General features: G+C 46.3%; 30 protein-coding genes. 11 read left to right on the top strand and 19 right to left on the bottom strand.

Going from position 1 to position 25,532, the window contains the following annotated elements; translation table 11 throughout:
- The first annotated feature begins 367 nt into the window (after window positions 1-367).
- Together GC097_RS24210 and GC097_RS24205 are read left to right on the top strand one after the other, a co-directional pair.
- Complete coding sequence (locus tag GC097_RS24210; protein WP_171685876.1) at window positions 368-1,252, top strand: DUF2334 domain-containing protein; 885 nt, start codon at window positions 368-370, stop codon at window positions 1,250-1,252.
- Window positions 1,253-1,310: 58 nt separating this feature from the next.
- Window positions 1,311-1,487 carry a hypothetical protein gene (locus GC097_RS24205; protein WP_171685875.1) on the top strand — a complete coding sequence of 59 codons (177 nt, stop codon included), beginning with the start codon at window positions 1,311-1,313 and terminating at the stop codon, window positions 1,485-1,487.
- Window positions 1,488-1,550: 63 nt separating this feature from the next.
- Here the strand turns inward: GC097_RS24205 and fosB are convergent, their stop codons facing one another.
- Window positions 1,551-1,988 (bottom strand): metallothiol transferase FosB, encoded by a 438-nt coding sequence (gene fosB / locus GC097_RS24200; protein WP_171685874.1) that lies wholly within the window; start codon window positions 1,986-1,988, stop codon window positions 1,551-1,553.
- A gap of 103 nt (window positions 1,989-2,091) precedes the next feature.
- On the opposite strand from fosB, the gene GC097_RS24195 reads away from it, so the two are divergent.
- Window positions 2,092-2,313: a hypothetical protein gene (locus GC097_RS24195; RefSeq protein WP_171685873.1), complete on the top strand. Its 222-nt coding sequence runs from the start codon at window positions 2,092-2,094 to the stop codon at window positions 2,311-2,313.
- 94 nt (window positions 2,314-2,407) lie between these two features.
- Here the strand turns inward: GC097_RS24195 and GC097_RS24190 are convergent, their stop codons facing one another.
- Window positions 2,408-3,424 carry a CapA family protein gene (locus GC097_RS24190; protein ID WP_171685872.1) on the bottom strand — a complete coding sequence of 339 codons (1,017 nt, stop codon included), beginning with the start codon at window positions 3,422-3,424 and terminating at the stop codon, window positions 2,408-2,410.
- Window positions 3,425-3,485: 61 nt separating this feature from the next.
- Here GC097_RS24190 and GC097_RS24185 point away from each other — a divergent pair, with 61 nt between their 5' ends.
- Window positions 3,486-3,650 (top strand): hypothetical protein, encoded by a 165-nt coding sequence (locus GC097_RS24185; RefSeq protein ID WP_171685798.1) that lies wholly within the window; start codon window positions 3,486-3,488, stop codon window positions 3,648-3,650.
- 452 nt (window positions 3,651-4,102) lie between these two features.
- Here GC097_RS24185 and GC097_RS24180 read toward each other — a convergent pair whose 3' ends face one another.
- From GC097_RS24180 to GC097_RS24170, 3 genes are all read right to left on the bottom strand, one after another.
- A complete protein-coding gene (locus GC097_RS24180; RefSeq protein ID WP_171685871.1) occupies window positions 4,103-4,273 on the bottom strand; it encodes a hypothetical protein in 171 nt (56 codons plus the stop codon).
- 131 nt (window positions 4,274-4,404) lie between these two features.
- A complete protein-coding gene (locus tag GC097_RS24175; protein ID WP_171685870.1) occupies window positions 4,405-5,307 on the bottom strand; it encodes an S-layer homology domain-containing protein in 903 nt (300 codons plus the stop codon).
- A 117-nt stretch (window positions 5,308-5,424) separates the two neighbouring features.
- Window positions 5,425-6,969, bottom strand: coding sequence for a tetratricopeptide repeat protein (locus tag GC097_RS24170; protein ID WP_171685869.1), 1,545 nt, complete (start codon window positions 6,967-6,969; stop codon window positions 5,425-5,427).
- A gap of 150 nt (window positions 6,970-7,119) precedes the next feature.
- On the opposite strand from GC097_RS24170, the gene GC097_RS24165 reads away from it, so the two are divergent.
- Window positions 7,120-8,007, top strand: coding sequence for an alpha/beta fold hydrolase (locus tag GC097_RS24165; RefSeq protein WP_246294432.1), 888 nt, complete (start codon window positions 7,120-7,122; stop codon window positions 8,005-8,007).
- Here the strand turns inward: GC097_RS24165 and GC097_RS24160 are convergent.
- The 4 genes from GC097_RS24160 to GC097_RS24145 form a co-directional block, all read right to left on the bottom strand.
- The gene (locus GC097_RS24160) at window positions 8,004-9,374 is read right to left on the bottom strand and encodes a PDZ domain-containing protein (protein ID WP_171685868.1); all 1,371 of its coding nucleotides are present in this window, start codon (window positions 9,372-9,374) and stop codon (window positions 8,004-8,006) included. The genes GC097_RS24165 and GC097_RS24160 overlap by 4 nt on opposite strands.
- 72 nt (window positions 9,375-9,446) lie before the next feature.
- The gene (gene hisA, locus GC097_RS24155) at window positions 9,447-10,205 is read right to left on the bottom strand and encodes a phosphoribosylformimino-5-aminoimidazole carboxamide ribotide isomerase (RefSeq protein ID WP_171685867.1); all 759 of its coding nucleotides are present in this window, start codon (window positions 10,203-10,205) and stop codon (window positions 9,447-9,449) included.
- Between the two features lie 146 nt (window positions 10,206-10,351).
- Complete coding sequence (locus GC097_RS24150; protein WP_171685866.1) at window positions 10,352-10,822, bottom strand: hypothetical protein; 471 nt, start codon at window positions 10,820-10,822, stop codon at window positions 10,352-10,354.
- Window positions 10,823-10,836: 14 nt separating this feature from the next.
- Window positions 10,837-11,145: a hypothetical protein gene (locus GC097_RS24145; RefSeq protein ID WP_171685865.1), complete on the bottom strand. Its 309-nt coding sequence runs from the start codon at window positions 11,143-11,145 to the stop codon at window positions 10,837-10,839.
- Window positions 11,146-11,252: 107 nt separating this feature from the next.
- On the opposite strand from GC097_RS24145, the gene GC097_RS24140 reads away from it, so the two are divergent.
- The gene (locus GC097_RS24140) at window positions 11,253-11,552 is read left to right on the top strand and encodes a hypothetical protein (RefSeq protein WP_171685864.1); all 300 of its coding nucleotides are present in this window, start codon (window positions 11,253-11,255) and stop codon (window positions 11,550-11,552) included.
- Between the two features lie 24 nt (window positions 11,553-11,576).
- On the opposite strand, the gene GC097_RS24135 is transcribed toward GC097_RS24140, so the two are convergent.
- The 4 genes from GC097_RS24135 to GC097_RS24120 all read right to left on the bottom strand — a co-directional run bounded on the left by GC097_RS24135 (window position 11,577) and on the right by GC097_RS24120 (window position 16,244).
- Window positions 11,577-11,786, bottom strand: a complete 210-nt coding sequence (locus tag GC097_RS24135) for a hypothetical protein (protein WP_171685863.1) — start codon at window positions 11,784-11,786, stop codon at window positions 11,577-11,579.
- A gap of 101 nt (window positions 11,787-11,887) precedes the next feature.
- Entirely contained in the window at window positions 11,888-12,937 is a 1,050-nt protein-coding gene (locus GC097_RS24130; protein WP_171685862.1) for a YheC/YheD family endospore coat-associated protein, read from the bottom strand.
- 914 nt (window positions 12,938-13,851) lie between these two features.
- Complete coding sequence (locus GC097_RS24125; RefSeq protein ID WP_171685861.1) at window positions 13,852-14,286, bottom strand: NUDIX hydrolase; 435 nt, start codon at window positions 14,284-14,286, stop codon at window positions 13,852-13,854.
- Window positions 14,287-14,324: 38 nt separating this feature from the next.
- Window positions 14,325-16,244 (bottom strand): DUF2334 domain-containing protein, encoded by a 1,920-nt coding sequence (locus tag GC097_RS24120; protein WP_171685860.1) that lies wholly within the window; start codon window positions 16,242-16,244, stop codon window positions 14,325-14,327.
- 265 nt (window positions 16,245-16,509) lie between these two features.
- Here GC097_RS24120 and GC097_RS24115 point away from each other — a divergent pair, with 265 nt between their 5' ends.
- Window positions 16,510-16,872: a hypothetical protein gene (locus GC097_RS24115; RefSeq protein WP_171685859.1), complete on the top strand. Its 363-nt coding sequence runs from the start codon at window positions 16,510-16,512 to the stop codon at window positions 16,870-16,872.
- A gap of 38 nt (window positions 16,873-16,910) precedes the next feature.
- The gene (locus GC097_RS24110) at window positions 16,911-17,807 is read left to right on the top strand and encodes a YitT family protein (RefSeq protein WP_171685858.1); all 897 of its coding nucleotides are present in this window, start codon (window positions 16,911-16,913) and stop codon (window positions 17,805-17,807) included.
- A 308-nt stretch (window positions 17,808-18,115) separates the two neighbouring features.
- Here GC097_RS24110 and GC097_RS24105 read toward each other — a convergent pair whose 3' ends face one another.
- From GC097_RS24105 to GC097_RS24095, 3 genes are all read right to left on the bottom strand, one after another.
- On the bottom strand, window positions 18,116-19,153 hold the full coding sequence (locus tag GC097_RS24105; protein WP_171685857.1) for a Gfo/Idh/MocA family protein: 1,038 nt from the start codon (window positions 19,151-19,153) through the stop codon (window positions 18,116-18,118).
- 99 nt (window positions 19,154-19,252) lie between these two features.
- Window positions 19,253-19,516 carry an HPr family phosphocarrier protein gene (locus tag GC097_RS24100; protein ID WP_171685856.1) on the bottom strand — a complete coding sequence of 88 codons (264 nt, stop codon included), beginning with the start codon at window positions 19,514-19,516 and terminating at the stop codon, window positions 19,253-19,255.
- A 49-nt stretch (window positions 19,517-19,565) separates the two neighbouring features.
- On the bottom strand, window positions 19,566-20,213 hold the full coding sequence (locus GC097_RS24095) for a serine/threonine-protein kinase (RefSeq protein WP_171685855.1): 648 nt from the start codon (window positions 20,211-20,213) through the stop codon (window positions 19,566-19,568).
- Between the two features lie 252 nt (window positions 20,214-20,465).
- Between GC097_RS24095 and GC097_RS24090 the strand changes: the two genes are divergently transcribed.
- Window positions 20,466-21,356, top strand: coding sequence for a cation diffusion facilitator family transporter (locus GC097_RS24090; protein WP_171685854.1), 891 nt, complete (start codon window positions 20,466-20,468; stop codon window positions 21,354-21,356).
- Window positions 21,357-21,414: 58 nt separating this feature from the next.
- On the opposite strand, the gene msrB is transcribed toward GC097_RS24090, so the two are convergent.
- The 3 genes from msrB to GC097_RS24075 form a co-directional block, all read right to left on the bottom strand.
- Window positions 21,415-22,398 (bottom strand): peptide-methionine (R)-S-oxide reductase MsrB, encoded by a 984-nt coding sequence (msrB, locus tag GC097_RS24085; RefSeq protein ID WP_171685853.1) that lies wholly within the window; start codon window positions 22,396-22,398, stop codon window positions 21,415-21,417.
- Window positions 22,399-22,513: 115 nt separating this feature from the next.
- Entirely contained in the window at window positions 22,514-23,446 is a 933-nt protein-coding gene (locus GC097_RS24080; protein ID WP_171685852.1) for a manganese-dependent inorganic pyrophosphatase, read from the bottom strand.
- A 121-nt stretch (window positions 23,447-23,567) separates the two neighbouring features.
- Window positions 23,568-24,017, bottom strand: a complete 450-nt coding sequence (locus GC097_RS24075) for a DUF6157 family protein (protein WP_246294431.1) — start codon at window positions 24,015-24,017, stop codon at window positions 23,568-23,570.
- A 157-nt stretch (window positions 24,018-24,174) separates the two neighbouring features.
- Here GC097_RS24075 and GC097_RS24070 point away from each other — a divergent pair, with 157 nt between their 5' ends.
- Window positions 24,175-24,951 carry a threonine/serine exporter family protein gene (locus GC097_RS24070; RefSeq protein WP_171685851.1) on the top strand — a complete coding sequence of 259 codons (777 nt, stop codon included), beginning with the start codon at window positions 24,175-24,177 and terminating at the stop codon, window positions 24,949-24,951.
- On the top strand, window positions 24,948-25,379 hold the full coding sequence (locus tag GC097_RS24065; protein WP_246294430.1) for a threonine/serine exporter family protein: 432 nt from the start codon (window positions 24,948-24,950) through the stop codon (window positions 25,377-25,379). The genes GC097_RS24070 and GC097_RS24065 overlap by 4 nt, the downstream gene beginning before the upstream one ends.
- Window positions 25,380-25,532 lie beyond the last annotated feature (153 nt).

The following is a 25,532-nucleotide window of genomic DNA, read 5'->3' as shown; positions in this document are numbered from 1 at the left end:
GCGATCTTTTATTTACCACAGAAAAAAGCATTGGAAACGCATAGCGATGTACTATGCTATTGCTTGAAAGCGTTTTACTCGACAGCCTGAGGTTTTCCTGCTATTTTCCTGCGAGCTCAACTTTCGAGCAAATTAGATGGAGATTTTATTTTCCAGTTAGCTAATGCGACAGCTGAGCATTTCCTTCCATTGCATAGGACACTGATGCTTGCGCAAAACCAGCTCAGGCAGCAACGTCTCAACTCCCCCCAATCCGTATGCTTGCCTAAAAAACAACACGCCTATTTTCATCGAAATGAAACAGAAGTCTTACACATACAATGATATGGGAAGTAAAACAACCTATTCGTTGCGGAGGGATTTCAACTTGAAAGCATTACTGCGGCTGGAGGACGTCGGTCCTGGAGGCTATTACGAATCAACGGAGAGCCAGATGAAATTGCGTGCCGTTGCGGATTATTTATATATGCAAAAAGTACCTTTTCACGTCGCCGTCATTCCCCGCTTCATCAATCCGGAGCTTCAGTATGACTGTACGATCAGCAATCCCTTCGATGCCATATCCGTCAGATTTGTTGAAACGCTGCAAGCACTAAGAATGCGCGGAGCTTCATTAGGCATTCACGGATATACGCATCAATACGGTCATTCCGTCAGCGGCGAAGGGTATGAATTTGCTTATCCGGACTGCGTCAAAGATTGCCCGCCGGATGATCCGATATCATCTCTAACCGATAGTTTGCACATTCAGAAGTCCTATGCGTACGGCAGATTTCACATGGCCTTGTCCGCTTTTCAAACTGCGGGTCTGCGGCCGGATTGGTTTGAAACTCCGCACTATACCGCATCGGAGGTGCAGCGTAAAATATTGGAAACTTGTTCCTGGTTGATCTACGAAAACAATCCCCATGACCCGACTAACCGTCAGGTGACCTATCAAAACGCTGCATCCATTGTAGGAAGAACCTACTACGTGCCTACACCCCTTGGCTATGTTAGCTCCGATGCCGTGGAACAAGATGTCGCCAGGATTACGCAGCAGGTTACTCAGTATGCGGAAACGGATTTAGCGTCTTTCTTTTATCACCCGTATCTCGAATTTCCGTATATTCACATCCGAAAATATGCTCCGCCCTATTACGAGGAGCGCACGCCTCTCAAAAGGCTTATCCATTTCATGCTCTCCAAAGAGCGGCGGTTCGTCAACATTCAAGACTTGATTTATTGTTTTATGTCCTCCCAATCCGTATAAAATATTCCTATTATGGGATACTATGCTTTGTTGTTTAAAAAACAAAGGAGGTGTCCTTATGCAGAATCAAAATAATAATAATCAAGCAAGCAAAGCTCAGGTTCAGTCTACAGAGTTAAATAAACTTCCGGTTCCAGGTCAAGATGACACGGAGTTTTCCGCAGAGGAAGCAGCTGAAGCTTTCCAATCCAACCCTTCCTCTTCTTCCAACAACCAGTCGCAATCGCAAGATTAATGTTGCTTTTGCAAATCAAACAGGCTGTCCCAAAGGTAGATCAACCTTGAGGACAGCTTGTTTTCAGTTCAACCCATCATCATCATAAAATAGCATATGAGGTTTTTCATCCCTGTAGTAAGCTAACCGATCCTCCAAAGTTCCGGTATGAAATTCGAATTTATGGCCATCCGGATCCGTGAAATAGACGGAACGCTTGTCCTTCTCATCTCTCGCACGGCCAGGAAGTATATGCACACCTAACTGCTCAAGCTTTTCCACTGTCGTTTGGAAATCTTCCTCCTCAACGGTAAAAGCAATATGCGTGTAGGAGTACTGGATCTCATTGCGAGGAATGTCCTTCTCCACATTCAGCGCCAGCCACAGGCCGTTTAAGTCAAAATAGGCTAAGCTTCTACCTCTTACTAAGAGCTTTGCCCCGAATACATCTTGATAAAATGGAATGGACTTGTCTAAATCCGTGACGGAAAAAAGAAAATGATTGATACGGTTAATTTGCAATTGAAAGACCTCCTCGCCATCTATTTTCCATTGCCAAATGAATGATTCCTGCTTGATTGGGAATATTAACTAAGAAAAAATCCAAGAGATAGGAGGCTGCTTCATGTCAGACCAACAATCCGATCAACAGCAAAGCTCTGAAATTCAAGCTCATAATGCCGTAGCTCATGCACTTAGCAATCTGAATGCAGCGCAGACAGCTGACAATAATCGCCGTCAGGCGATTCAGGATGCGCAGGAGCAATTGGACGCGGCGCATGCACAATTGGCCGAAGCACGTACTTCGCAAGCAACAAGCTCGGATGACAACGAGAGCCTCTCGTGATGACTCAGGGCGGAGACGACGCCTCATCTGGGATTTCAGAAGGAACACCCCTCGACACGCTCGAGGGGTGTTTTATTTTTCATTTTCATCGCGCCTACTTGTCGCTGCCGATGATGATCAGCTCTGGCATGTATGTTCTCATATGTTTTTTGATTTGATCATACTGAATGCTGCTGTTATTTAGCTGTTCGTTAGTGGCTTCAAGCATTGGAATCACCTTAAACTGTGTCATTTTTCGGTAAGTCGTATAAGTGGGAAGAAAAGCCGGATGCTTCAATGCAATTGTTGAACGATCTTTCACCGTGGTTTTGATGACGTCTATCGCCGCCATTCCTCCCACGCGTTTTGCTACTCCACCTTGTGCCGATATAAAATTGCCTAACGAGTAAAGCACCAGCGTTTTATGGCCATTTTGCCCAGTCACCCAAGCCGGCGGCTGCAGCACATGAGGATGATTTCCGATGACGATATGAACGCCTAAATCCGCTAACTTACGGGCCAGTTCCTTCTGGCTCTCATTGGGGAATGATTCATACTCCGTTCCCCAATGCATGGCGACCACAACGACGTCAGATATGCTTTTGGCTTGTTCCACGTCAATGGCAATCTGGGAGACATCAATTCGATTGAGAAGAAACGTTTTTCCTTTCGGATGGGGAATCCCATTGGTGCCATAAGAATAGCTCAGAAACGAAAATGTGATGTTGTTTTGGGTCAGCGCACGGATTTGGTTCTGATCTTCCTGCGATTTGAATGAGCCTGTATAGGGAATGCCAAGTTTTTCCCAGTACGAAAGCGCGCTTTGAATCACTTTTTCACCGCGATCAAGCGAATGATTATTAGCGACGGTAACAAGATCCACGCCTGCCGACTTCAAGGCATCTCCGACTTCATGCGGGCTGTTAAACGACGGATAACCGGACAATCTCAGCTCCTTCCCTCCAATCATCGTCTCCTGATTAGCAACTAAAATGTCAGGTTTACGCAAATATCGCTGCACACCCTCAAACATGCCGTTGAAATTGTAGGTACCGTCCTTTTGCTTGGCGTCTTGATAGACCTCGCTATGAATCAGAACGTCTCCGATCGCAGCCAGAGTTGCTTTATTCACACTAGGCTCATCCCCTCTAGAGGGGGTAGGTGGGGTAGGTGGGGTTGGTGGGATTGGTGGGATGGGCGGGTTTGATGGGATTGATGAGTTTGATGAGTTTGATGAGTTTGATGAGTTTGATGGGATTGGCGGATTTGATGGATTTGAGCGAATCACGGCTGCGAGAGGCTCAATCTGTTTCACTTGCGGTCCGGGTTCCTGCGGGACAGTAAGCTTTGCGGAATAGGAGCAACCGGTGGTCAGTAGCAGCATGAATGAAATGATAATCAAGCGTTTTCTCTGCAAGCCAAGCCCTCCTGCTGGACATTTGTCATTAGTATGTCCAAACCATTCATTCCCTTCTCCTTTTCAGCGGTACCGCGTCAAATCAATGCGAGATATTCCACATTTTCGGGAACTACAGGCCTCTATTTTCTCAAAAACCACCCGCTACACTATTAAGACGGAACTACAGTCCCTTATTTCCACCCAAAGTGCCTATTCGGCTATATATTAGCAAAATAACGGACCACAGTTCCCCCACAGCGGCAAATCGCCACTTTTCATCCATATAGAGCCCTGTAGTTCCCCAATTTCCCCGCGAGGCAATAAAAAGTCCATTACCCACACAAAAAAAGCCCCGAGTCCGCACCCGAAGCCTGGAGATTTCCTATTCCATTCCCACATAACGCAAAAAAACTAAGATTTCTGATGGTTTGTATAAATACCGACAACTGAAAGCAAGGCAGCAACACCGTTGGCGATCGCGTTCATATCGCTATCTTTAATAATGTCTACACCGTACGCGTCTAAAATCAATTTGGCTGCACCAAGTAAGCCTAAAGTTAACGTATAGTAGTTTATTTTCATCTCTCTCACCTCCTATAAAAATAGGATGCTATATGCTATGAGAGAGAGTTAGAATCGGACATGTTCAAATGACAGGTTGCAAAAGTACAAAAAAAATGCCGCCGCCTCATGCACGGCAGCAGCACTTCCTGTTATTGCGAGGCAGCAGGCTCGGCAATGACGTTATATTTGGAAGAAACATACGTTTCTACCTTAGCTTCTGTAATCACTTGCGGATACATCATATCCGGGTTAGGTTGCTGCACGGTGTATTTAATAACAGCCTGGCCGACTGAGGAGAACTCGATTGCTTGAATGGCAAGACCATAACCGGGATTAGGCAATTCTTTGGACAATGTCACTTTGTTGATATCGTCATTCACTTTCTCGACTTTTACGGAAACTTCTTCAACCGGAGCCTGGTTCTGCGTATGCGTTTCCACATATCGAATCGCTTTGTACACCCAGTTAGCCGCTTCTCCACGCGTAAGTTCGGCTTTGGGATTGAAATTGCCGTCTTTATCGAGCTGGGCGATTTTGTACAGCAGCAATCTTTGCAATGTGCCTTGGTAATTCACATTAATTTGGTCCTCATCCTTGATCATAATAAACATTTTGATCAGCGGGAAATTCCCTTTCTTTTCAAGCGCATGCACGAGTAAATCACCGAATTGTTCACGGGTAATGATCGAATTCGGGTTCACATCCTTAGGGATCTCCAGTCCGTTATAATACGCAATGACAAAAGCGTTCGCATACCAAGCATCATTCGGTATGCTGGCATACATATCCGATGCCACAGGTTGTTTAACGAAACGAATGGTGTCCAGATTCAAATTCAACCCTTTGACAATCATTTGCACACTTTGCGCATAACTAATTTTACCTTTAGGAACAAAATGTTCACTGTCGATCCCACTCACGACCCCACGGTCTTTCAGCGCCAATACAGCTTCCGACTGCCCCTCCTCCAGGTCAGAGAACGCAAATCCGGAACTAACTGTCAATGAACTGATCAACAAGGTAGTCAACGTTATGGCGGCTAACTTTTTCATTCATCTTTTCTCTCCTTTGCGAAATAAAATGGAATGGTTGTTGTTACCTCCTTAACGTTGCTTCTTCAAAGAAAGTTGCAAGGATCGCGGGAATTTTTGGCATGACTGACTTCACTACTAATCTTCAAGCCCCAATAAGGCTAAAGCTCCCTCATGCTCTGGCATTACTTTCAGAATGAGCTCAGCGTAACGCCGGGCTGCTTCATTTTCCCCTACCTCGTAATAGCAGATTGCCATGGCATAGAGTACATCCGGGTTTTGATGATAGGCGTCCTCCGTTCGCTCATAAAAAACGATGGCATCTTGGAACATTTCCATGTGATACAAAAGTGCCGCACATTCGAGAGCAACTTCATGTCCCGCATTCATCGGATAATACCCCTCCCACATCTGGAAAATGCCCTGACGCAAATCGTCAAACACACCTTCCTCAGACATCGGAAGCATTTCCGTAAGCCGGTTTGAACATTGCAGGAAAAGCTGGACATCATAGCCGGACAATCGCCAGAACGATAAGAATTGAGGCATGTCCAATTCATCTAAATAACCATCCAGCCATTCTTTAATCGTTATAAAATCATCCGGACCGTAGCGTTCTATAAATCGCCGATAAGCGAGTCGCGTGTTTCCATATCCGTGAGGATTGGAAAGCATCAACATGCAGCCAATGTTCAGGTGATGATAAGGATGCTGTGTAAATAGACACTGGGCGCCTTTTTGCTCCCAAACATAGTTCAAGGCATGATAATTAGCAGTTAATGAAAAGCTGCCGTGATGGATCAGCTGCGGCGGTTCGCTGTATTCCCAGCTTTCCAAGCGGTGGTCTCCTTTATCTGCCGTAATCAGCAGAAAGCCCTCTGTCGAGAGCAAATTCAACCGTTCAAGACATTGCAAGCCTATCACCGGAAAAAGGACATGGGAATCCTCCAGTTTATGCCTATATTGTTCTATCACATTATGGTACGGGTACGATGCTTGCCCGTATTCCTCAGCTAAACGATATTCATACTCGGCAGTAACGCTTTCCAGCATTTCAGAGGCGGACACATTTGCCGTTTCTTCAGAGAAACGCAGCGACACCATGCAATCATAAATGGTATGGTCATCCACGTAGATCAACTCTTGCGGGATACTGTCGAAGAAATAATTCGCGAGCACGAGCAGCGGCTGCTGCAAGTCTCCCCTGCGGACGCGGATGCCGGTTTCCGTCAAGATTAGCTCCGTATCCGCCACGGCATCGAACTGTGCAAAGTCCAGGAGACCCTGCTCCACATAAGGTCGCAAGCTCGTATGCTGCCGCCAATACGCGATATTTTTGAGTGCCAAATCGCTCATTACATAACGAAAAGAGGGAAGCGGCATCCCCGCATAGTCCATCATGGCGCAAAGTTCCTTCAAAATATGAAAGGCCAATCGGCCGGATCCTGCGCCAAGTTCAACAATCGTAACAGGCTCCGTCGTGCAGCCTAGATTGGCCCGGTCTTGAAGAAAGCCAAATATAATCTCCGCATAGGAGGTTGCAATCATCGGATTACTGGTTATGTACTCAGGAACCACATTATTTTGCCATGCCCGAATGCCCTGCTCCTCATAATAGGCTCGCTGCAGCTCCCAGATTGGCGATTCGCTGAAACGGTACATTTTCTGATCGTTGGGTGTCATACACAGAACCTACTTTACTCGAATGTCGTAAAAAACCATCCCCATTTTACCATAAAACACCTCTGCGGACATCCTTCCGGTATTTCCTTAGGCAAAAAACCATTCTGGGCATATAGTAATACATCTTATATATTTGAAAGGAAGTCTACCATGACTCACAATTATGAAACTCCCCCCTATGCGCCGCAGTATTGGCCTCTTCCCTATATGGATCAATTTCCGTTTCAACAATCGAACTGGCCGTTTCGGATACCGGTTCCATGGGAACAGGATGCCGATCCAGCGTACCGTGAAAAGGAACAGCCCCTTACTTTTGTCCTCATTCACGGATCTTGGGCGGACGTAAGCTTCTGGGCCGGTGTCGCAGCGGAGCTTCGCAAAAAGGGCCATATCGTCTATGTACCGGAGTATCCGGGACACGGCGCTGACCCTAACAAGGCTGTTACCCATGCGGTGATGTCGAAATCCATCGCCGATTATATACAATCCCATCATCTTCACAACGTCATCTTGGTCGGACATAGCTTCGGCGGCACATTGGTACAAAAAGTAGCAGAGCTTGTCCCAGATCGTTTAAAAAGGCTTGTCTTTCTTAACGCTTTTGTTCTGAAAGATGGCGAAAGACTGGTCGATGAGTTTATGCCTCCCATGATAGCCATGTTTGAGCAGCTTAGAAAAAATTCGAAAGATGATACGATCATGCTCCCGTTCCCCGCGTACAGAGAGCAATTCTCAAATTTGGGAAGCTTGACGCAGGTTCAATCCCTTTATAATAAAATCACTCCCGAACCAGCAGGGCCTTTCTTTGAAAAGCTGGATTTGAAGAAATTTTACAGTCTGACTGTTCCTAGAAGCTACCTTCACCTTACAGATGACACCGCTTTACCCCTGGGCAATCCGAATTATGGGTGGCATCCCCATATGTCCAGCCGTTTAGGCTTATTCAGGCTCATCCAAACGCCAGGGGATCATATGACAACCGTGCAATTTGAACCTAAAACCATTGCAAGAAAACTGTACGAAGCTGCCAGAGACTAAGGACAGGATAGCTGACCCACTGCCTTAGGATGAGCTTTCAGCCAATTCAACATATCGTCTAACGTATTTACGGGAACGATTTGAAGATGGGCAGCCCCTTTTCTCGCTTCCGCTTCATTTGCAGCCGGAACAAAGAAGACATCGGCATTCGTTCGGCTAACGGTATATGCTTTTTGCTCTAAGCCCCCTACAGGTCCGACAGAACCATCGGGTTCCATCGTTCCCGTACCGGCGACATGATTGCCGTAGGTCACTCCGCAAGGAGTGAGTTGGTCAATCAAGGTGAACGCCAGCATGGCACCATGCGAGGGACCTCCCTCGTGCAATAAGTAATCATGATATTTCACAAGCATTGGGATATCATATTGCAATTCATTCGCTACTTGAATACCGAAAGCTGCACGGCTTGGATCGTCGGGATTCGGACGCGTTGCAGCTTGCAGGGCTACTTTCTGGCCGCCGCGCAGCACGATAAGCGATACTTGATCGCCAGGCTTGACCAATTTCATACGTTCAGTGAGCTCCTGAACCGTTGTAACGGCTTGCCCGTTCACTTCTTGAATGACATCGCTTAGCTGTATACGGCCGGACGCAGGGCTATCTTTGAGGATGGCCGTAATCCGCACACCGCTGGAAGTGATTCCTTTCCCTTTCCCCGTCTTTTGAAAAGCAATGGCACTTCCTGCGGCATTGGCATCCTCCTTCATGAGCCGTACTTCTTGATTGTATTCGCCTAACGTCATACCTAAGTTTTCGACTTCGAACGTATACTTGGCAAAAAGCTTCGCGTAGACCCAATCAATAGGGAAAGCAGGACGCTCAAACACGAGCACGCCCGAGATATCGCTATGAACGCTTCCTTCAGTCGCCTGAGCATAGCGGTTCATATTCAAGGTCAATCCTGGATACGTAACCAAATATTTCGTGGGCAAAAACATAACCAACATGAAGATCACCATAACCGCAAAAATACTTAGACTCCGAATTGGCAGTTTGCGACGCTTCCTTTCATGGACAAATAAGTCCACAAAGACCAGCAGCCAAGTCAGAATCAAGGCCCCTGCCGAATATTCCAGTTTTTTCGGTATCGTCATCACAATGATGGCACTCGTCAAACCTGATACGAAAACAGCCAACGTTCGGATCCTCAACCAGATCTGAGTGTCCGAGAATAGATGGAGAAGGGCACCGGTCATCCATAACAATGGAATGAGGGCAAGAACATACAGTAATTCATCGATCACGTCAATCCAGTAAATGGAGGCGCCAAACCGCAGCGGATCGGGGAGCCAAATCAACTCGCCTAAAACAACTAGCAGCATAGTCAAAACCATTGCGGAGTAGTAAAGTTTTTGCCAAAGAGCCATTCTACGCATCCTTCCCTATGTAAAAAAGTAGCAGATGCTCTCCTAAAGAGAGTTCGCTACTTCATCTCAAATTCATTGCTGTTTCATATAGGCTACAACTTGATCATACGAAAGGGTTCCGCCAAAAATATCAAGCGCGCTGCCAATCGTAATATCCAGCTTCCCAGCCGATAATTGTTTAAACAGGTCTATATCCTCAAAGGATCTTGCTCCGCCAGCATAGGTTGTAGGAATCGTGACCCACTTGGCGAGCGTGCTTACCAGACTTTGCTGAATACCGCTTTGCTTGCCTTCTACATCGACTGCGTGAATCAGGAACTCATCGCAGTATTGCTCCAGAAACCGAATGTTGGCTTCATTCAGTTCAAAATTGCTTAACTGCTTCCATTGGTTCGTCGCTACAAACCATTTCCCGTCCTTTTCTTTGCAGCTGAGATCAATGACTAATCGCTTCTTTCCAACCGCATTAACCATGCTGTCCAAATTATCCCGGTTCAGCTGTCCATCACGGAAAATATAAGAAGTCACAATGACATGGGAAGCGCCGCGATCCAAATAATACTTGGCATTCTCTGCATGAATACCGCCGCCGATTTGCAATCCGCCGGGATATTCTTGAAGCGCGCTAACAGCCTCATCCTGGTTCCCCTCACCCAGCATGATCACGTGTCCGCCTAGTAATCGATCTTTTTTGAACATGGCGGCGTAATACTTGGAATCATAGGAAGAGACAAAATTTTCAATAATCGCATTTTCCTCTGTGCCTAACGTTTCACCAACAATTTGTTTCACCTTTCCGTTATGCAGATCGATGCATGGCCGAAATTCCAATGACTTTCCCCTCACTATCTATAATTGTTGCTAGCTTGATTTTCCAACTATTATAGCACATTCTTCCAGAGGACCTATACGTCTTCTTAAGTAAGAAAGGACCCTCCCAAACTTTCTGGGATGGCCCCTTGCCTTATGTAGCTGATTTATTGCTTGGCGAATCCTTCTTCGGCCATGTACTCTTCGACTTCTTCGTACGTTTCAAAAGCGCAATCCAAATTGCTTCCAGCATAAACGTACCACAGATCCTCGACAAAAGTAACGGCAAGGACGTGGCCTTCATCGTCCGACCAACGCTCTTCCTGTTGGGAGGTGATTTTCGGCTGAACGGCGGACGAAGTATCTGTTAAGGAAAGAATGGACTTCTGAATAATAACACGAAGCTCTTCCTCGCTAAAATCGCGAATATTGATTAATCCCTTGCTATCTGTCGGATAGCCTTTCACATATTCCGCATAAACAAATCCATTGCCGTTCGGGTGAAGATGGTAGACGACGATCTTTTTATCATAGCTGCTATTCTCATAATGAAAATTAATCCGTCCCAGAGAAACATCCTTGCGCTGCAACTCGGGAAATGATTCCACAATCGCTAACTTTTGTTCTAAACTAAGCATAAGACCTCCGCCGCTCACTCCATCACTTGAATTTTAAAAACGTTCTCCAATTTGCCTTCCGACCTTTTTTTCAAAGGTACTTTGATATCCCGGCTTAGCTCTTTGAAGAAGGTGTCGACATCACATTGCACATTGGAAAGAACAACCTTGAAGGTGCCGTCTTGGACGATATTTTGATTGGCCTCTTCAGGAACGTTAATATCTACTGCATATTTCTTCGTCAATGTGTTCATATATCGACTGAAAATTTCAATTAATTCCTCATTATTAAAATTTTCTATAACCAGCTTGCCTTTGTTCGTAAAATTCAAATGAACATTCAATTTTTGTGCCCCTTTTCCATGAACCAATGATGTATTGTATAATTATAACACACTTTTATATATTCTAAGCCTTTAACATAAAAATAAACAGCAGGACGGAGCCCGCTATGGCCTTTGGCATAAAAAGAGATGAACTTATTCGTTGGAAAGAAGCCGTCAAGCGCGGCGAAATCGCCTTTTTAACCCACTATTGGCTCGATGAGCGATTTAGCGGCGTAAAAACCGTGACAAAGGTAGGCTGCTCGGATTTGGAGCGGTTAACGGGTTGGTGCGTGTCTCATGGACTTAATCCGCGATATATTCACCATAGTCCCTCTTATCCCCACTATGACTTATTTGGACCCATCCAAAAGAAAATATTAGAGCTTGAACAGCAATGGGAACAAATCGAAAGATTTCACCTGTAAAAAGAAAAACCTCCAATTCGTATTTCACGAATCTTGGAGGTTTTTTCCATTTGCCGTATCTCGTCTTAATCTCGTTTCAAGCCGATTAATAGCGATAATGGAATAGTCGCCAAACGATGTAATTCTCTCACGAACAATCCCTGGGAATGCCGGGTGACTGATCTCCAAAGCATCATTGAGCTCATTGTACCAGGGCAATAGATTCATTTTAATAACCAACACCCGATTTTTCACTTTCAGACTCCACCTTTACTATGCTTTGTTAGTACTATATTCGTTTTACACTGCTAGTGTACTAGATGATTTCTCCAATTCAACCGTGCGATCGTCCCCCTCTATTTACTTAGCAGATATTTGGCATAAACTAGAGGAGTCTCATAGGTCCTGTAATACGTTTCATCCATTTTTAGCTTCTTGAATTCATACCTTTGATCCCTTCCATTGACCTCGATGAACCAAATGTGACCCGTTTGATCAACGCCCAAGTCGAGACCCACATCCGCCAGAATCGGCAATCGTGCACCTAAAATTTCAGCAATTCGGAGCGATACCTTCTCTATCTCCGCCTTCATGTCTTCAGGTTGAAAGCCGCTGCCTGCAAATAATTCCTCGCATCGCCGGGCTTCTCCGCCTTTGGCCAGATTCGTAACCTTCCTGCCGGGGGCAGCAACTTTTCCTGCAATCCCGCTTACCTGCCACTTCCCTTTTTCTCCACGCTGAACCGAAACTCGTAAATCATAGGGTCTGTTTTCATATGTCGCCAAAGGAATGGCTTGTTGGATAAGATAAGATTGCTTCCCGATCTTCTCCTGAATATAGGCTAGCGCCTTCTCCTTGCTTACCAGTCTGGGTTGGCTTTTGCTCCAGAACAGCCGCCAAGTATCATCCGCTTCCTTGGAAAGCTTGATAATCCCCTGCCCAATAGAGCTGTTCGTCGGTTTGACGAAAAATGCCGGGAATCGCTCCATAGCTTCCAGCAAATGCGTTCGAGTATACGCCAAAGTCACAGGGAGGTGCTTCCGCAGCGACATTTTCGTGTGTAAAAGCTTGTGAATTCGCAGTTTGTCATATCGATTCTGGCGGTTAAAGATTAGACTTGAACGGGCAAGACGTTTCAATCTTGTATGCAAGTCAGGTTTAAGGGACATTGCACGGTTATGGATGACTTTCGGGATGGGGAGCCGGGTCAGGCGGTAGGTATCGTTCTCCACGTATAACCCAATGACTGTATTCCCCTTCGGTTGCTGAAGGTACATATAAAAAAGCTTGATACCGAGCGTCTCAGCCACTCGATTATAAAGATCAATTTGTTCATACCCTGTTTGCTTGCGTTGAATGCCTGCATATGTTTTCCTGTCCAGAAGAATGCCAACTACATTGCGCACGTTAACACCTCCGCCAAGTAAAATCATCTTTATTACTGTATGCAATTGGTGTCTATCTGGTCCGAATCTAGCTTGTTCATGTGTCTTTTTTCACATGAACTCTCAGGCGCGGAGCAGTAAATAAAAAAAAGCCTAGCCTGATGGCTAGGTTATTGTCTTGTATAGGATTCCCACCGTTTCTTGAAATCGTGTTTTTATTCCCTTTCTCTTACCCGGATTCGGTTGAATGAGTCCTATGAACACAGCGGCCGCTATATTCGCGAAAAGCGTCGTGTCTCTCTGCTAACGGACACCAGAGGACTTATTTGCCAGTTTCGGGGAGAAATCAGTCCCCAAGTGAGCAAGTAACAGCGCAGGTGTCCGTTGCATGTTCGAAGAGGTTCCTTTCCATCGAATAAGGGCCTCTCAGTCCGTTAGCGAGGCCGGTGGTCAGGGCCTGTCCCCTAACTTTTAGCTTGTTTTACAGCGTTAACTTCAACCTTTTGCCCTCTCCGCCTACTTTAACGCTGAAAAACGACGTCTCAGCTGGCACATCGAGGGGAACCATTCTGGACATTTCTAGTGAATTTACCTGTACAATCAAATCCCATAATGTTCCACTTAATAAAGGTTAAACTTCCGTGTCTCCATCATCCATCAAGTAACTTGGTTCCGGATCAACCTGAGATCCGCCTGAGGAAGGGAACTGTATTCTCCTATTTCGGCGAAAAGCTGATGTTCAGCGCACGGAGGGGAACTACAGGGTCTTATTTCGCCTCAATGGTGTACCTATCTGCTTCTAATGGTGGAATAGCGGACCCTAGTTCCCTTCCCCTTCTCCAAAGGGGTGTTTTCAGCAAAATAGCGCCCTATAGTTCCCCTTCCAGCGAGGCATGGAAACTGGCTACTCACCTGAAGCTAGCGTCTCACACTTTTTATCTCCAACCAACACTCTCGAACCAGAGCGCTTCCTGATTATGCTCGACTGCTAAGCGAATATAGCTAACCATATTATCCGGGAGCTCATGCATATGAAACCACTTCAACTGCTCGCATTTTTCGGGCTCCATATTCGTGATTTCCCCGTTCCATTCGCGGGCGATCAGAAAGAAATCCACCCATTCGGAAGACGTATTCTTACGGTGCATCATCCCAATCACAGTCAACTGCTCCGGCAGAATATCAACTCCTGCCTCTTCCTTCGCTTCCCGGATCGCCGCCGCAACGACTTCCTCATGGCCGTCCATCCTTCCGGCAACGACGCTCCAATTGCCGTCCTGAAATCCGGTGTTTTGCCGCTTTAACAATAAAACCTCATCATTTCGATAAAATAAAATGTGTACCGATCCATATAATATAGGTGCTCGCATGGTGATCCTCCAAATTTTTGTTTCCGAGTAAACCTAATCTATTTTACATGATCGCTCTGAAACGATAAAGCCACATCCAAAAAGCCGTCTTCATTCGAGTACATCGCGATATCCGCTTTCCCGTTTCCATCGAAGTCTGCGACAGCAAGCCGCTCGTTCGCTTTTCCCCACGGTCCAAAAATGGATAACAGCTTGTATGTCCCGTCCTCCGTTTGCTGATACACGCGATTCGTTAAATTTTTCGAATCCCAGCGAAGAATATCCTCTTTCCCGTCTCCATTGAAGTCACCGAACCGAATGTTGCCCAGTTCATCCGGAATGTCGAGCTCTACCGTCTTCAGCTTCCACTGCATTTTGGCCTGATCAAGCTCAAATTCCACACCTTGCGACGTATTCTCTTTAAATAGCATTAATTTTTGCTCGTCTTGGTGAAGTAAATTTCGAACGATCAAATCCCGGGATGTGCTTGACTTGAACGTATAAGGCTTAATGGCTTTAACTTCGCCTTCATGCATGTAAACACCCAGCAGTTTGGTCCGATCCTGCGACTGGCCGGCAAGAATACAGTCCCCATTCGGCTGTCTTAGTTCATACAAGTCGTACCAACGATTGGCTGGAATCGTCCACACCTCGCTTCGTTTGAACGAACTGCCGGTCGATGCGTAGGCTTCAAGCTTGCCCGTTGGCCGTACGATCCAAAGTCCCTTTTTCTTGCCATCGATCCTACTATTCAAACTGAAAGCTGAACCATCGGTATACGGTACCGATGCCCACTGTTGGGAAGCTGGCTGGCGGTCATTGCGCAATTCCTTAAATTGCCCTTGGATGACTGAGATTGCACCAGCTTGCTTATCCCAAGTCACAATATCCGTCTGATCTCTGCCGCTGACATTTCCAATTTGCACCAGTGTCGTTTTCGGACTTCCGACCTTCACGCGCTCAGCAGGCGTAAATGGCACATAATCATGTATAGAATAAAAAGGATACCCCTTCATTTGAATTTGTTTGATGAGTCTTTGAAGCACACTTTTGTTCTCGCCTTCATAATGGTAAACCGGGATACCGTCCCTACTGGCCGGAACGCCATTTTCATCGAGCGTTGGCTCCAAATGACTGAATTCCAAAAAAGGATGATAAAAAAAAGAATAAATGCGTCCAGGTACCGATAATTGATTCAAAATAAACTTCTCATCTTTGCCGGCTGGAATGTAAGAAAGTGTCGTCGGCACATACACGCTCCCCAGAGAAGCGCTCCCAAATCCTTTGTTTACGATATTTTCATATCGTGCCACCGGCGGGTTCGGATCAATCGTTACATCGGGTTGGTACTGGAGTCCAAAATAAGACCGAAATACTTTATCCTGCTCAGGCGCAGTGTGATAATGCGGCGCTTCCCAGAACTCAGGCGTAATGCCGGCTTTGTGGAAACGCCCCCAACCTTCTTTTACCCGACTCTCCGCGAAAGCAGGGGTAGATGTTTCCGGCAAATCACTGACATTAAATTCATTGCCGATTCCGGATGCTTGATGGCCATCCTCGCGGTGCACATCTCCCGCCTGATGTGTGTAACCGTGCATGCCGATTGTTGCGCGATGCGCCGCCGCATCTTTAATAATCTTATTAAACGCCTGTATGTACGTATCGTCCAACTGATCGATGGATTTATCGTAACGGGCGCCTTCCGCCGATATATTAATCCAACGGGGGACGACTCCCACGCTGAAAGGCACCTGCTGCTCATCCAAATATTCAAGGACAGCCCTTAGCTTGCCAAGCCCCTCAAGAGAACTATAATAACCGCCAGGTCCGATGTCCTCCAAACGAAACATCATAAACCGCGGATTGTTATCGGCCCCTTCAACTGTCATGATATGATACAGTCCGAGAAATAAACCGCAGGACACTAATCCGGCAATCCCATACCTAAGCCAACCATTTTTTTGCCATATCTTTTTCATCGAGCAAATTCCCCCCAAGAAAGCTGGACCCATGATGTTAATGAATAACGGTTATAATCGTAATACGTTAGTAATTGGCGGTAACCGGCACTATTCCCTTTCCAAAAAATGATGAATCATCTCGAAATAGTGGAAAATCATCATTTCTACACCATTCCGTCAGCTTTTTGTAAGCGCTATCCGACCAAGTCGTTTGACTCAGTTAAAATGAAGTGCTACAATTCAAGCAAATTTGGTTTCACGCTATCCAAGGAGGGGATGATCCTTGCATCGATTTACACGAAGGCACCAATGGAAAATAATGGTCTGGATCATTCTCGGTTTATTCATATTTCCTTTGACTCCGCCAATCTCACATCATTTTTCTTCCGATACCGAAATACTTGTTCTTGCCAATACAACGCAAGTTCTTTCCATTCAGGATCATTCTCCTGCCAAGAAAACGATCTATAGGCACATCGATAAACTTCAATGGCCTTATGATGTTTATACCCAGTATGAAATTACCGTTTTTGTCATTTTTATTGTTTATATCTTAAAGAAGATTTGGCTAAGATTAAAAGCGATACTGCTCTCTTTCCTTAAATTCATTTCAGGTTACACGGGCCTCATTCATTCTATTTCATAGGCGCTAATGGAAATGAAATATGGAAAAGAGGAACCTACATGTCTAACCTGTCAAATGGAACTGAACAAACAATCTCTCAGCATCAAAAGTTGACCCGTCTCAAATTTTTACGCAGAATCATGTTTATGATCATTGGATCTGGCCTAGTCTCTGTAGCTTTAGAAGTCTTTCTGGTACCGAACAACATTATTGATGGCGGAATCGTCGGTATTTCGATTATCCTGTCACACTTATCACATTTGCCTTTAGGAATTTTTCTTGTTTTGCTAAATTTACCATTTTTATTAATCGGCTATAAGCAAATCGGTAAAACCTTTGCCCTATCGACGCTATTTTCTGTCATCCTAATGTCTATCGGTACGACCCTGCTGCACCCGGTGCAAGCGTTCACGATTGATCCCTTGTTAGCAGCAGTATTCGGCGGTATTATTCTAGGTATCGGCGTCGGGCTTGTAATCCGCTCCGGCGGTTCACTCGATGGAACTGAAATCGTTGCAATCTTGTTTAGCAAAAAGTCGCCTTTCTCCGTCGGCGAAATTGTTATGTTTTTCAACTTCTTCATTCTCGGCAGCGCAGGATTCGTATTCGGATGGGATCATGCGATGTACTCGCTGATTGCGTATTATATTGCTTTTAAAATGATCGATATTACGATCGAAGGTCTGGATCAATCCAAATCGGTTTGGATTATCAGTGATGAATTCAGCAAAATCGGGGATTCCATCACCTCCCGTTTAGGCCGAGGCGTCACTTACTTGAACGGGGAAGGCGCGTTTACCGGAGATGATAAAAAGGTCATTTTCAGTGTCATTACCCGACTGGAAGAGGCCAAATTAAAATCCATCGTCGACGAGCTCGATCCCAAAGCCTTTCTCGCCATCGGGAATATCCACGATGTCAAGGGCGGACGCTTCAAGAAAAAAGACATTCACTAAAAGAGACAATTTACGAAGAAACCATGATATATACTTCTGTGGTCAAAATAAGGGAAAAGTTCCTTCTAATTTTGACTCCGGAAGCATGTCAGATCCATTTAGTCGGAAAAACTCCCATTATTTGCACCGATTTCGTGAGAATTCACGGAATCCGGTCAAATTAACGGGAGTTTTTTCTTCTATTTTCCCAGAGAGGTCATCTTTCAAGCAATTTAGAGGAAGATTTTCCAGTTATTTTACTTTTGACGTCCGTCACAGGCATAACTAACGCCAGCACGTCATTTCAAACTTTCCAGATCTGCACCTTATCAGCTCCAGTAGCCCCTCAGATCGATCTTCTGGCCGCTCTTCGCACTGTCTAAGGCGCCAAGCACCATCGCCATGCTCTTGATATTGTCGCGGCAGTCCGTCTCCGCAGGGCGCCCTTCCTGCAGAGCTGCGAACATCTCATCCAGACCACCCGCATGGCCGCTTTGGCCAGACCAATTCACATCCGCATGAACTCGCGTATGATCGCGGAGGAACTTGCCGGTCTGGTCGCCGCCGGCCACGATCTCGGCGTACGGCGTGCCCGCGCCGTCCCAAATCGCGGTGCCGGACTCGCCCGTCACGCGCCATGACGCCTCCCAAGAGGTCGGCGCTCCCTCCGCGCACCAAGAGCCGCGGTAACAAAAAACCGTGCCGTCTGACATCTCATAGATGCAGATCGCAGAAGCATTCCCGGCGTACCAGGAGCCCGGCGGGTTAAATTCCTGGCAGTACACCGACACGGGGTCTGCCCCCGTAATCAAGCGAGCCTGATCGAACGTATGAATCGCCATGTCTAGAATTAGCGGGCTTTCCATCGCATCGCGAAAGCCCCCGAAATGCGGGCCGAGGAAGAAATCGGCCCCCACAAAGCCCACGCGGCCGATCGTGCCCACTTGAATCAGTTCCCGCAGGGCGCGGATGTTCGCGTCGTAGCGGCGGTTTTGCATGACGGACAGCGATTTCCCCGTCCGATCCGCCAGCTGCACGAGCTCCCGCGCTTCCGCCATTGTTGCCGCCATCGGCTTTTCGCCGAAGACATTGCAGCCGTGACGCAGCGCCGTTGTCGCAACTTGGAAATGACTGGCCGGAATCGTAATGTCCATCACCAGATTCGCGCCGGTTTCCCCAATGGCTTGCTCCAAATCCGTGTAAACGCCGCACGTCAGATGATGGCGGTCCGCCATCGCCTGCGCAAATTCCTTTTTGATGTCGACAAGGGCCGCGATGTTGCAATCCTCCCGTTTGATCAAATAATCAACCCAGACATTTGCCATGCTTCCGCAGCCTGCAATTACAATACGATACTCAGCCGTCATATGTACACGCTCCTCTGGAAACTCAATTTTTTTTCATCGCTGCAAAAAAGACGCCTGCTCCCGTATAGCAGTACGTCTTAGCCTTTATCTATCCGTGTTCTAACGGTAAGATTCAAATAAATCAAACATAAAATGCATCGCTTCTTCCTCATCCTTGCCCTTCGTTAGCAAACGCAGCGTTGTCCCCGCTCTAATAGGCACTAACAGCATGCCCAGCAAACTTTTCACATCCACACAGTGCATCGTATGATCGTACTCAAAATCAATGGTAATGTCCGAAACAAAATGAGAAGACTTAGCCGAAATAGCCGTTAAATCACTCCGCTGCAAATCAGCAAGAATTTCGAATTCATGTACTCTCATAGACGCGCCTTCCTTATGTTTGAAATTTAGGAAATCTCATCTTTTCACTTTAAATTGTACCACGAGTTCGGCGAAATTTCTTCCATTTCCGGTAGCTTCTCCGCACCACATTCAAAGCAAAATCGGGAATTGGCATTCTACGCACCCAAGGGAAATAGAAACGGTCATACGCGCTCTTCAAATCGTCCCACATGGGACAAAATTCATGTTTCATAAAATCCGAAACGTCAACGACCAACCCTCTGCCGTCCTTCATCATCACATTTTTTCCGTGCACGTCATGTGGATTTAGCCCTCTGCTGACAGCATAAGCTAGCGCCTCATCTATATCCTTAATCACTTGCCGGGGAATAGGAATTCCGCGATGCAAGCATTTGTATAAAGTAACGCCTGTCAACCGCCGCAATACTAAGTAATTATCTCCTGCATGCAGGCATTCGGAATAAGCAGGATGTGTGCCAAGACGTCGGTAAACTTCCGTTTCTTCCTCTATACCCGGTCTCCCTGGGGCATAAACTTTGACAACAAGATCGGCATAATCCGGGTGCATAAGTACCGCGGCATAGTTACCTGAACCAAGCAGTTTCCATGGCTCTGGCATATAATGAACTACAACCGGCTCGAACGGTTGTTCACTGTATATTTCTAATTGAGGCAATAATTGATGTTCGATCTCAAGCAACCATGGTTTTTGCATGGGGTCTCCAAACTTCCCTCCCCCTCAAATAAGTGCGCGCTCCAAGCGAGACTCACCGACTCGTGGTTTGTTAATTTCTGCTATGTGTGGTATTATACAAAGATATTTGTGCAAAGTGAAGTGTTGATTATGATTCTATTATTAATTACTAGATTTTTTTATATAAAGCCCAAAAATCCCTTGATCTAAGCTCGCCTTAGGTCAAGGGATTTTTTTTCCTTGGGGAAACACTTCTGTAGGAGGTCATCATTAATGACTGCGGACAACAAATCATCCGTACTGGCGATATGGCTATCGCTGATCAGCAACATTTTTCTTACCATTATGAAAGTATTTATAGGGTTATGGTTCCAAAGTGAAGTCTTATTAGCCGATGGACTCCATAACGCAGGCGATATTATCGCCACGATTGCGGCGCTTAGCGCTATGCGAATATCCAAACTCCCTGCCGATGAGGACCATCCTTACGGGCATGGCAAAGCCGAGGTGCTTGGATCCGGATTTGTCGCCTTTGTCCTCCTTATCGCCGCACTTTATATCGGCTATCATTCTACTCTCGCTCTCTTCGATGAGCCTCAAACGCCAAGCTGGATCGCTTTTTCCGCCGCTGTCATATCAACGCTTTGGAAATACGCGCTTTACGTATACACCATAAACATTGGCATTCGAACGAACAGTAAAGGACTGATTGCAACTGCGAAAGATCACTTGGCGGATGTCTATGCATCGCTGGCAGCCGTTGTCGGGATTGGTTTGGCTTTTATCGGTAGAGCCTACGATATTCAGTGGCTATCCTTTGGCGATGCCGCAGCCGGAATTATTGTCTCCTTACTCGTTTTAAAATTAGCCGTAGAAATGGGCAAAGAATCCTTTGATATTTTGATGGAAAAAACGGTAGATCAGGAGAAGCTTCACGAATACACACGTCTAATTGAAGCAGTGCCGCAAGTCAAACGAATTGACCGCATTCGCGCACGGGAACATGGTCATTACATTTTGGTAGATGCCAGAATATCCATACCCGGCGAGCTTACGGTCCAAGAAGGCCATGATATCACTCGTGTAATAAAGAAATCCATTATGGATCAGCATACTGATGTAGACGAGGTGCTGATTCACTTGAATCCTTGGTACGAAGAGTAAAGAAAGACGCTAGTCAGGAAAACAAACCTGTCTAGCGTCTTTCTTATGCTAAGTAACGTTATTTCCCGTCAAAGAAACGAAGATAGGCCCCATAGCCTTCTTTCTCCAAGTCAGCTAACGGAACGAAACGCAGTGCAGCAGAATTAATGCAGTACCGGAGTCTGGTCGGCCCCGGCCCGTCATTAAACACATGCCCCAAATGAGAATCCGCTTCCTGACTGCGGACTTCCGTCCTGACCATGAAATGGCTGGTGTCGGATTTCTCCTTTACGCTGCCTTCGAACACAGGTTTCGTAAAGCTGGGCCAGCCGCAGCCTGAATCGAATTTATCCATGGACGTAAAGAGCGGCTCGCCGGAGACGATGTCCACGTACAATCCTTTTTCATGGGAATCCCAGAACTCATTGTCAAATGGCCGCTCAGTCCCGTTATTTTGCGTGACTTCATATTGCAGCGGCGTAAGCTTGTTCCTGCGCTCTTCTTTATCTTTGGCAGTATTCCAATGCTTTTCAATAAATGCATCGCGGCCTGAGCCTTTGCGGTAAGCTTTATAGCGCATCGGATTTTTATGGTGATAATCCTGGTGATAGTCCTCTCCTGGATAGAAGGCTTCCGCGTCGATACGCACAATTTCCGTCGCAATCGGAGCGTTGAAGCGGCCGCTGTCCTGCAGGGCTTGCTTGGAAGCTTCAGCTTCGGCCATCTGTTCGTCGCTATGTGCGAAAATAGCCGTACGATAGGAGGAGCCGCGGTCATGGAACTGGCCGCCTGCGTCCGTTGGATCAATTTGGCGCCAAAAAGTATCCAGCAATTTATGGTATGAAAATAGTTCAGGGTCAAATGTAATTTGAACGGCTTCTGCGTGGCCTGTTGTTTCTGAGCATACTTCCTGGTAAGTCGGATTGCTCGTATGGCCGCCAATGTATCCGGATACGACGGACACAATCCCCGGCAGTTGGTCGAACGGCGTCACCATACACCAGAAACATCCCCCGGCAAATGTCGCCTTGTCATAATTGATTTGCTGAATATTAGTATCCATCTCTTACTCCACCTCTTTCATTGAACTCACTTCTATCATACCAAAAGATTGCTCTATAACCAAAAAAGACACCGTCCATTTGTGTGAACGGCGTCTTGCTTATGATGTTGTTGACTTACAGATTGTTGAAAATGTCCGTAAGAACAGGAACGATTTGTGATTTACGGGAAACTACGCCCTTCAGCAGCGCTTTGTTATCCGCAAGTGTTACATTGTACGCTTTCTCAACAGCGTCAGCTTTGCGACCAAGGGCAAGGCCAACGGAATCATTGTTAAGAATGTCCGTCACAACAAACAGGAACAAATCCAAGTTTTTCTCTGCAATGATCGTATTCAAAGCAGCTTCAATTTCCGCTTGTTTCGCAAGCACATCATTCACATCAACCGCGTTCACTTGAGCGATTTCAGCTTTGTAGCTGCCCATTTGGAACTCTTTGGCATCCAAGGAGATCAATTGCGCAACTGTTTTGTCGCTCAAATCAGCGCCGGCTTTCAGCATTTCAAGTCCGTAAACTTCCGCCTCTACGCCAGCGATAGCTGCAAGCTCACGAGCTGCTGCCACGTCTTGCTCCGTGCATGTCGGGGATTTGAACAGCAAGGAATCTGAAATAATGGCGGAAAGCATCAAACCAGCAATGTCCTTATCGATGGAAACGCCGTTTTCTTTGTACAATTTATTCAAAATAGTCGCGGTGCAGCCTACAGGCTCAGCACGGTAGTATAGCGGGTGGCTGGTCTCAAAGTTGGCAATACGGTGATGGTCAATAACTTCCACTACACGTACTTGATCGATATCAGTGGCACTTTGCTGACGCTCTACGTGGTCAACCAAAATGACATTCGCCGCTTCATTAGCAACGGTCTCAACTTGACGAGGCGCCGCAACTTTAAACGTATCCAGCGCAAATTGTGTTTCACCGTTCACGCTGCCGAGACGAACGGCTTCAACCTCTTGGCCTAGCTTCGTTTTCAGTGCAGCATAAGCAATTGCGGATGTGATTGAATCGGTGTCCGGATTTTTATGTCCGAAAATAAGAGTTTTTGACATGGTACGACTCCTTAAAAATAATAGTGTAATGAGAATTTTGCAATCTCTACCTACGATTATACTAGAAAATCCGGGTAAATCCACTCTAAGCTGTAAAGGATTCCCGGCCTCGTCGTTTCACTCATTTCCGTGAACTGCGCATTGCGAATAAAAGCGTGGGACCATCTTGCTGATGCGTGCCCGCTTCAACAAATTGCTGATATGCGTCCGATTCCATCGGATAGATCGCTATTTTGCCTTCCTCGTTGTAGTGAACTCCCCACCCGTGCTTCTTGGGAAGCATGGACGCTCTCAGACACGGATGATTTCTGGCGAACAACTCTTCACGTATTTCTATACTACGCAGCTCGCGTTCCTCTTCCGGGATTTGTTTATGCTGCAGATGAACTTCATAGATCAGCTCGCCCTGCGTATATTTGTAAGGGTTTTGCGACAACAGCTCGTATTGAATTCTGTGAGCGGTTTTGCCTTCTTTTTTCATAGGGGGAACGACTCCCGTTTCAACGGGACAATCCGCCGCAACTTGAATGAACGTATTCGTATAACTCATGTGCTCATCGTTATAGGGCATAAGTTAAACTCTCACCTCTCAAATGGATATATCCCATTATACACCAATTTTAACCTTACTTATTTACAATATACCAGCTTGAGTTCGGCTTATCGTAGGATTTACCGCCAAAATGTATTATACTTTGGTCAACTACTTATTCAGGAGACATTGATTGATGGAACTTCTCCCCCCTACTAATTATGAAATCGCTCAAGTTTGTTTGCTGGCCGGCAAAATCATGCTCGAAAACGGCGGAGAAACGTATCGTGTGGAAGATACGATGGCCCACGTCGCCGAGGGCTTCGGCGTGCCTAACTCGCACAGCTTCGTCACGCCGACAGGCATTATTTTCTCGATCGATGGACCTGAGCAGACAACCAGACTGATTCGGATATCTGCGAGATCGACGGATTTACATAAAGTAACCTTGGTGAATGCCATTTCGAGACGCATCAGCAAAGGCGAATTGACGCCTCAAGAAGCACATCGCCTGCTAAAAGAGATCGATGCCGCCAATACTGGCTTTCCTACTTGGATCAAAATACTTGCCGCAGCGCTTGCGAGCGGCTGCTTTTTAATTATGTTCCAAGGCGAGTGGCGTGATTTCGTTCCGGCTTTTGTTGCAGGCGGGGCGGGACTCGCCTCTCTCGGTTACTTTCATCGTCTGGTTCCGATTAAGTTTTTTGCCGAATTTCTAGCCTCATTATTAATTGGAGCATTGGCTTTTCTATTCGTATTTTCGGGTATTGGGCATGCTCTAGACACCATTATTATCGGCTCAGTGATGCCGCTTGTTCCGGGACTTCTAATTACGAATGCGGTTAGGGATTTAATGGCCGGACACTTTGTTTCAGGGCTTTCTAAAGGGGCTGAAGCTTTTCTAACGGCATTTGCCATCGGTGCCGGCATCGCCTTTGTCCTGTCCTTTTACAACGGGGAGGGGTTCGTATGAATATGCTGGAACAGCTCATCACCAGCTTTACCGCCACAGCAGCGTTTGCTATTTTGTTCAATGTGCCGAGAAACACAATCGTTCAATGCGGTTTCGTCGGGATGGTCGGGTGGATGCTCTACGCCTCCTCCTTGCTGATTCCGTTAAATCCCATTCTGGCAACATTGATTGCCTCTTTCTTCGTTACTGTGATGAGTCAATTTTTTGCGAGATTATACAAAACTCCGGTTATTGTTTTCAGCATTGCAGGGATCATCCCATTGGTGCCAGGCGGATTAGCCTATGACGCAATGAAAAATGTCGTCCTTAATCACTACGATCTTGCCGTGCAGCTGGCTGCAAAGGCCTTCATGCTCTCAGGCGCAATCGCGATGGGACTTGTCTTCTCCGAGGTGCTGAACCAACTTTTTCGCCGGACAAAACCGTAATGCACTTGACCTATTACTATAGGTCGCGTCCGATCTATAGTTTTAAACTATAAAGGCAATCGGATTTATGTCTTAGATTTTTCCTGCCATTCCCTTTAAAATAATCCCATGAAGCACGGGCCCGCTAACCAATGAAATGGAGTTGATCCACCG

It is taken from the genome of Paenibacillus planticolens, assembly GCF_013141725.1.
GTDB classification, from domain to species: domain Bacteria; phylum Bacillota; class Bacilli; order Paenibacillales; family NBRC-103111; genus Paenibacillus_E; species Paenibacillus_E planticolens.
This window is presented reverse-complemented; position numbering and strand designations above follow the sequence as displayed.

Bases quoted from the DNA above. Each gene is read 5' to 3' on its own strand.
- GC097_RS24205 (WP_171685875.1), top strand. From the start codon at position 1,311: ATGCAGAATCAAAATAATAATAATCAAGCAAGCAAAGCTCAGGTTCAG.
- GC097_RS24195 (WP_171685873.1), top strand. From the start codon at position 2,092: ATGTCAGACCAACAATCCGATCAACAGCAAAGCTCTGAAATTCAAGCT.
- GC097_RS24185 (WP_171685798.1), top strand. From the start codon at position 3,486: ATGGGCGGGTTTGATGGGATTGATGAGTTTGATGAGTTTGATGAGTTT.
- GC097_RS24180 (WP_171685871.1), bottom strand. From the start codon at position 4,273: ATGAAAATAAACTACTATACGTTAACTTTAGGCTTACTTGGTGCAGCC.
- GC097_RS24175 (WP_171685870.1), bottom strand. From the start codon at position 5,307: ATGAAAAAGTTAGCCGCCATAACGTTGACTACCTTGTTGATCAGTTCA.
- GC097_RS24170 (WP_171685869.1), bottom strand. From the start codon at position 6,969: ATGACACCCAACGATCAGAAAATGTACCGTTTCAGCGAATCGCCAATC.
- GC097_RS24165 (WP_246294432.1), top strand. From the start codon at position 7,120: ATGACTCACAATTATGAAACTCCCCCCTATGCGCCGCAGTATTGGCCT.
- GC097_RS24160 (WP_171685868.1), bottom strand. From the start codon at position 9,374: ATGGCTCTTTGGCAAAAACTTTACTACTCCGCAATGGTTTTGACTATG.
- GC097_RS24150 (WP_171685866.1), bottom strand. From the start codon at position 10,822: ATGCTTAGTTTAGAACAAAAGTTAGCGATTGTGGAATCATTTCCCGAG.
- GC097_RS24140 (WP_171685864.1), top strand. From the start codon at position 11,253: ATGGCCTTTGGCATAAAAAGAGATGAACTTATTCGTTGGAAAGAAGCC.
- GC097_RS24125 (WP_171685861.1), bottom strand. From the start codon at position 14,286: ATGCGAGCACCTATATTATATGGATCGGTACACATTTTATTTTATCGA.
- GC097_RS24120 (WP_171685860.1), bottom strand. From the start codon at position 16,244: ATGAAAAAGATATGGCAAAAAAATGGTTGGCTTAGGTATGGGATTGCC.
- GC097_RS24110 (WP_171685858.1), top strand. From the start codon at position 16,911: ATGTCTAACCTGTCAAATGGAACTGAACAAACAATCTCTCAGCATCAA.
- GC097_RS24105 (WP_171685857.1), bottom strand. From the start codon at position 19,153: ATGACGGCTGAGTATCGTATTGTAATTGCAGGCTGCGGAAGCATGGCA.
- GC097_RS24100 (WP_171685856.1), bottom strand. From the start codon at position 19,516: ATGAGAGTACATGAATTCGAAATTCTTGCTGATTTGCAGCGGAGTGAT.
- GC097_RS24095 (WP_171685855.1), bottom strand. From the start codon at position 20,213: ATGCAAAAACCATGGTTGCTTGAGATCGAACATCAATTATTGCCTCAA.
- GC097_RS24090 (WP_171685854.1), top strand. From the start codon at position 20,466: ATGACTGCGGACAACAAATCATCCGTACTGGCGATATGGCTATCGCTG.
- msrB (WP_171685853.1), bottom strand. From the start codon at position 22,398: ATGGATACTAATATTCAGCAAATCAATTATGACAAGGCGACATTTGCC.
- GC097_RS24080 (WP_171685852.1), bottom strand. From the start codon at position 23,446: ATGTCAAAAACTCTTATTTTCGGACATAAAAATCCGGACACCGATTCA.
- GC097_RS24075 (WP_246294431.1), bottom strand. From the start codon at position 24,017: ATGCCCTATAACGATGAGCACATGAGTTATACGAATACGTTCATTCAA.
- GC097_RS24070 (WP_171685851.1), top strand. From the start codon at position 24,175: ATGGAACTTCTCCCCCCTACTAATTATGAAATCGCTCAAGTTTGTTTG.
- GC097_RS24065 (WP_246294430.1), top strand. From the start codon at position 24,948: ATGAATATGCTGGAACAGCTCATCACCAGCTTTACCGCCACAGCAGCG.